This is a genomic window from Phyllobacterium sp. (assembly GCF_037994405.1).
Classification (GTDB): domain Bacteria; phylum Pseudomonadota; class Alphaproteobacteria; order Rhizobiales; family Rhizobiaceae; genus Phyllobacterium.
The window spans coordinates 1-5,149 of record NZ_JBBNAN010000399.1; the positions used below are offsets into that span (position 1 = coordinate 1).

4 protein-coding genes are annotated in these 5,149 nt (G+C 58.5%); 3 read left to right on the forward strand and 1 reads right to left on the reverse strand.

Annotated features, from left to right (window positions below; translation table 11 throughout):
• The first annotated feature begins 177 nt into the window (after nt 1-177).
• Entirely contained in the window at nt 178-2,064 is a 1,887-nt protein-coding gene (locus tag AAAC48_RS22085; RefSeq protein ID WP_340656252.1) for a DUF882 domain-containing protein, read from the forward strand.
• Nucleotides 2,065-2,291: 227 nt separating this feature from the next.
• On the opposite strand, the gene AAAC48_RS22090 is transcribed toward AAAC48_RS22085, so the two are convergent.
• Nucleotides 2,292-2,930, reverse strand: coding sequence for a 2-dehydro-3-deoxy-phosphogluconate aldolase (locus AAAC48_RS22090; protein WP_340656253.1), 639 nt, complete (start codon nt 2,928-2,930; stop codon nt 2,292-2,294).
• A gap of 303 nt (nt 2,931-3,233) precedes the next feature.
• On the opposite strand from AAAC48_RS22090, the gene AAAC48_RS22095 reads away from it, so the two are divergent.
• A complete protein-coding gene (locus tag AAAC48_RS22095; protein ID WP_340656254.1) occupies nt 3,234-4,163 on the forward strand; it encodes a rhodanese-related sulfurtransferase in 930 nt (309 codons plus the stop codon).
• Between the two features lie 102 nt (nt 4,164-4,265).
• Nucleotides 4,266-4,979, forward strand: a complete 714-nt coding sequence (locus AAAC48_RS22100; protein WP_340656255.1) for a tellurite resistance TerB family protein — start codon at nt 4,266-4,268, stop codon at nt 4,977-4,979.
• Nucleotides 4,980-5,149: the final 170 nt, after the last annotated feature.

A 5,149-nucleotide genomic window follows, 5' to 3' on the forward strand; every position in this document is an offset into this window, starting at 1 on the left:
TAACTGTGCTGTTAACAACCCGTTGACCATGTCATAAAACGATGGATTTTGCGTGAGTTTTTGCCATGCTCTCAACGTATTTGTTCTTCAATAAAGCGACCATTAACCATTAAATCGGATAATCCAGCTGTTCGGGGGTTGGAATAAACGGTCAAGGTTGGGACGAAATTGTCAAATATGAATCATGTCAGGAACGGCGGACCGACGGTGGGTTTTTTTGTGCGCACCGGCTTGTTTGCGTTCTTCCTGACTCTGGCCTCGATACTGTTTGCCCCGGTACAAGCCAGTGCCGAAACCCGCACCTTGAAGCTCTACGCGGTTCATACAAATGAGCGTATCGAGATTACCTTCAAGAAGGACGGCCGTTTCCAGCAGGACGCCCTGAACAAACTCAACTATTTCCTACGCGACTGGCGTCGCAATGAACCGACCAAGATGGACCCCCGTTTGTTCGACCTGGTCTGGCAGATCTACCAGGCTACTGGCGGCCGGGACTACATTCACGTCATCTGCGGTTACCGCTCTCCCTCCACAAATTCCATGCTGCGCTCCCGGTCGCGCGGTGTTGCCGAGAAGAGCCAGCATATGCTTGGCAAGGCGATGGACTGGTATCTGCCTGGCGTGAAATTGCAGACGCTGCGCTATACGGCGCTGAAATTCCAGGCCGGCGGTGTCGGTTACTACCCGACTTCTGGTTCACCCTTCGTGCATACCGACGTTGGCAATGTCCGCCATTGGCCGCGCATGAGCCGCAAGGAACTGCTGACCGTTTTCCCGGATGGCAAGACATTGCATATCCCGTCCGATGGCAAGCCGTTGCCAGGCTATGAGCAGGCGGTTGCAGCCTATGAATCGCGTAGACGCAGCGGCGGCTCGATCCAGATCGCCAGCGCCTCTCGCTCCGGCCGTAGCGGCAAGACCCTGTTTGGCATGCTCTTCGGCGGCGGTGCTGACGAAGCGGAGGATACCGGGGAAGAAGGTTCTGTCGCTGTAGCATCGGCGGCGAAACCGGCGAAGACCGTGGCCTCGAAGCCTGCTTCGACAGCGGAGGAAGCTGACGGCGGTACCGCGCCGGTACAGACGACAGCCAAGGCGCCGCAGGCGATCGAACCTGACTTGCCGACGCGTGACGTTCCCGCACCTGTGGCTGCTCCGCATCCAGAAGCGCCGATGGCAGGAACGCTGGACGACAATCAGACGCTGGCTTTCAATGTTCCAGTTCCCTTGCGGCGTCCGGACTATACTCCGACGCCGGCGCCAGAACCGTCAACGCTCAACGCGCTAGCGGCTGACAAGTCGACTGCGATTGCGGCCTTGCCGGAGCCTCGGCCCCAGAACGACAGCAGCGCAATCAATGACCTGATTGCAGCCAATACCGATGATCCGAATGACGAGGCGGGCAAGGCTCAGGCTGAGTTGGTCAATGCTCTCGTGCCGGTTCCCTTCGACAAGCCGAGCAATGGGCCGAAGCACGACATGATGGTTGCATCAATTGTCCCGGATCAACGCCCCGTTGCGGCTCCGACCGCGCAGGCCACGGCAGCCGCCGATCACGACATTATCCAGGTTCCAGATGAAGATCCGACGCCGGAAGCGTTGCTGAAGCAGGCTCAGAAACTGCCGACACTGCCGGGGACGACGGGTGGACGCGTTCTGAATGTCCAGCCGGCCGTTCAGCAGAATATGCAGATGGCCTCGGCTGAACCGCAGGCATCGCTACGCAAGACGATGCTTGGAGCCAAGGGTGACCCAGTCGCCATGCTCGACAGCGGCGTGATCACCACGGCGAAGGGCGCCAAGCCGCGCCGCCAGGCAGAGGACACCCCAAGGGCCCTCCACGTTGCGTCCGATGTGCCGGACCGTGCGCTCTCGAGCCAGCAAGTAGCCGACGTGACACCGCATGTGGAACCGGCTGTCATCCGCAATGCATTGATGCGTACGGCACCGACGACCGTTTACGTTGGCGGGTTCAAGCATGATGCGCCAGTAACCGCCAACAAGTTTACCGGCAAGGCGGTTACCTTCCTGCAGATTGCCAAATTCAATCCGACCAGCGGATCGTAAAGCCGCTAATCTCGCCCTTGTAGGGGAGAAAAGCGATTTCAGCATCTTAGCTCTTGCTAAATGCTAGAAATCGCAAGAGAGGGGGTAATTGGAGAGTACGGATTTTGACAAATCCCCTCTCTTGGATTTTCTAAGGATTTAGCAAGTGCTAAACCCAAGAAAATCCGTTCTCTCCCGCCAGGGGAGAGATTGGCACTCAACCGTTGCATCAGAATCTCGGCTTCCTATCAGCCCGCGAGCTTGACTGCCTCAGCGGCGAGTTTGGTGATTTCGTCCCACTTGCCCGCCTTGACCAGTTCCTCCGGAGCGACCCAGGATCCGCCAACACAGACGACGTTCGGCAAGTTCAGATAGGTCTTGGCATTGGCGACACTGACACCGCCGGTCGGGCAGAACAACGTGCCTGCCAGGGGCGAAGCCAGCGATTTCAGGAATGTCGCGCCACCTGCCTGTTCGGCCGGGAAGAACTTCAGCATCATATAGCCTTCCTCGCGCAGCGCCATTATTTCGCCGGGGGTGATGGCGCCGGGGAGCAGCGGGACCTTGCTATGGCGTGCCGCCTCGATGAGCTGCGGCGTGGCACCCGGACTGACGATAAAGCGCGAACCGGCTTCGCTGGCTTCTTCATACTGGCGGGCATTGAGAATGGTTCCGGCACCGACGATGGCTTCCGGCACTTCATTGGCGACGGCGCGAATAGCGTCGAGAGCAGCGGCCGTGCGCAGGGTGATCTCGATGGCGGGCAGGCCACCTGCCGCGAGCGCCCGAGCCAGAGGAACGGCGTCGGCGACATTCTGAATGAGGATTACCGGAATAACCGGCTGGCCCTTGAGGACGGGTAGGAGCAAATCGGTCTTCTGGGTCATCTCATTTTCTCCGCTGCCTTGAACTTCAATCGATTTAGTAGGGCTTGTCCAGTTTGTCTACCTGCATCTCTCACAAGCATTACCATTATGCGTGGTTCGTCCTTTGACAAGCTCTTGGGGCTCACCATGAGGGAGGTGGTGATTGCAGGGAGCCAAGTTCTGCAATGTTGATAATTATCTTGCAATCCGCAATTCCCTCATCTTGAGCTTGTTGAAGGACGCACGATGGATATGCGGTGCCTTGTCTCTCAATACCGCATAACCCTTGAAATTGGAGCTCTAGCACAGTAGTTGGATGCGATCATGACGGATCATACTTCAAACCTGCCCTTTACAGTGGCCGCACTCTACCGCTTTGCCCGGCTGGAACATTACCAGTCGCTGCAGGAGCCGCTGGCGAAGCTATGTTGCGGGGCTGGCATCAAGGGCACGCTGCTTCTGGCGGCCGAAGGCATCAACGGCACTGTTGCAGGGTCGGCGGCGGCGATCAAGAAGCTTGTCGAATTTCTCGAAGCCGAGCCAGCCATTGCCGGGATGGAGCTCAAATATTCCCATGCGAGCGAGATGCCCTTCAAGCGCATGAAGGTGCGCCTCAAGAAGGAGATCGTCACCATGGGCGTCGACGATATCGATCCGCTCAAGAGCGTCGGAACCTATGTGCCGGCGCAGGACTGGAATGCGCTGATCTCCGATCCCGACACAATCCTGATCGATACGCGTAATGATTACGAAACCGCGATCGGGACGTTTCAGGGCGCACTCGACCCACAGACGAAGACTTTCCGCGAATTTCCGCAATGGGTGGAAAACCACCGCGAGGAACTGGAAGGCAAGAAGATTGCCATGTTCTGCACCGGCGGCATTCGCTGCGAGAAAGCGACCGCCTTTGTCAAAGGCCTCGGCTTCGACGACGTGTTCCATCTGAAGGGCGGCATCCTGAAATATCTCGAGGATGTTCCGGCGGAACAAAGCCGCTGGGAAGGCGAATGCTTCGTCTTCGACGAGCGGGTCTCTGTCGGTCACGGCCTTATCGAAGGCGAAGCGGAGCTTTGCCATGCCTGCCGCAATCCGATTGCACCCGAGGACAAGCTGTCGCCGCTGTTCGAAGAAGGCGTTTCCTGCCCGAACTGCTACCACGAGCGGACGGATGCTGACCGTGCCCGTTTTGCCGAACGGCAGAAGCAGGTGCGGCTTGCCAGGGAGCGCGGCGAGAAGCAGCACATCGGCTCGTAGGGCTATCAGGCACGCCTTACAAATTCCTCTCCTGTCATTGCAATGCCATGAACCCGCTCCTAACTAAGCGGAGCGAATTCATGCAGCCATGAGGAGAGACGCATGCTTGATCCGAAGAAGATTCTCGATGATTTCCTCGGGAGCAATATCCCCGGAATCGGCACCTCGGTTCGCGACACGGCCGGCAAGGCAACGCAAATGGCCAAGGATAATCCGCTCGCTGCCGGCGCCCTGGCTGCAATCCTGCTTGGCACCGGAACCGGCCGCGAAGTCGCCGGTGGCGCATTGAAGCTCGGCGGCCTCGCTGCCGTGGCAGGGCTCGCCTACAAGGCCTATCAGAACTATCAAAGCGGCAAGGCGCCGGCGGAGGCCGCGCAGACCGCTGAAGGTGAATTGCTGCCACCGCCGGACGATTCAAGTTTCCATCCCGAGACTGCGCCGCAGGGCGAACATGAATTCGCCCTGGTGCTGGTGCGCGCAATGATCGCCGCTGCCCGCGCCGATGGGCATATCGATGACGCCGAGCGTGCACGCATTACCGAGAAGCTGTCGCTTTCCGGCATGAACAGCGATACGCAGGAGTTTCTGGCCAATGAGCTGAACGCGCCGGTCGATATCGATGCGCTGGTCGCGGCTGCCGTCACCGACGCGCAGAAGGTTGAGCTTTACACCGCGTCGCGCCTGACCATCGAGCCGAAGACCCGTGCCGAACGCGGTTATCTCGATCTGCTGGCTGGTCGGCTGAAACTGCCGGACAGCCTCATCGATCATATCGAAGCGACAGTGGCGAACGTGAAGGCCAATACGCCAGCCTAGCAGACTCTGGCTCCCTTTATCCTCCCCACAAGGGGGAGGATAAAGGTGGTGCTATTTCGCCAGGAACTTTTCGATGCGTTCGATGGCGCGGAGGATGTTCTCCTCCGAATTGGCGTAGGAAAGGCGGACATAGCCTTCACCAAGTATGCCGAAATCCGGTCCGCCAATCA

What these genes read in the sequence shown, in the direction of transcription:
- AAAC48_RS22085 (WP_340656252.1), top strand. Translation starts at nt 178, where the DNA reads ATGAATCATGTCAGGAACGGCGGACCGACGGTGGGTTTTTTTGTGCGC.
- AAAC48_RS22090 (WP_340656253.1), bottom strand. Translation starts at nt 2,930, where the DNA reads ATGACCCAGAAGACCGATTTGCTCCTACCCGTCCTCAAGGGCCAGCCG.
- AAAC48_RS22095 (WP_340656254.1), top strand. Translation starts at nt 3,234, where the DNA reads ATGACGGATCATACTTCAAACCTGCCCTTTACAGTGGCCGCACTCTAC.
- AAAC48_RS22100 (WP_340656255.1), top strand. Translation starts at nt 4,266, where the DNA reads ATGCTTGATCCGAAGAAGATTCTCGATGATTTCCTCGGGAGCAATATC.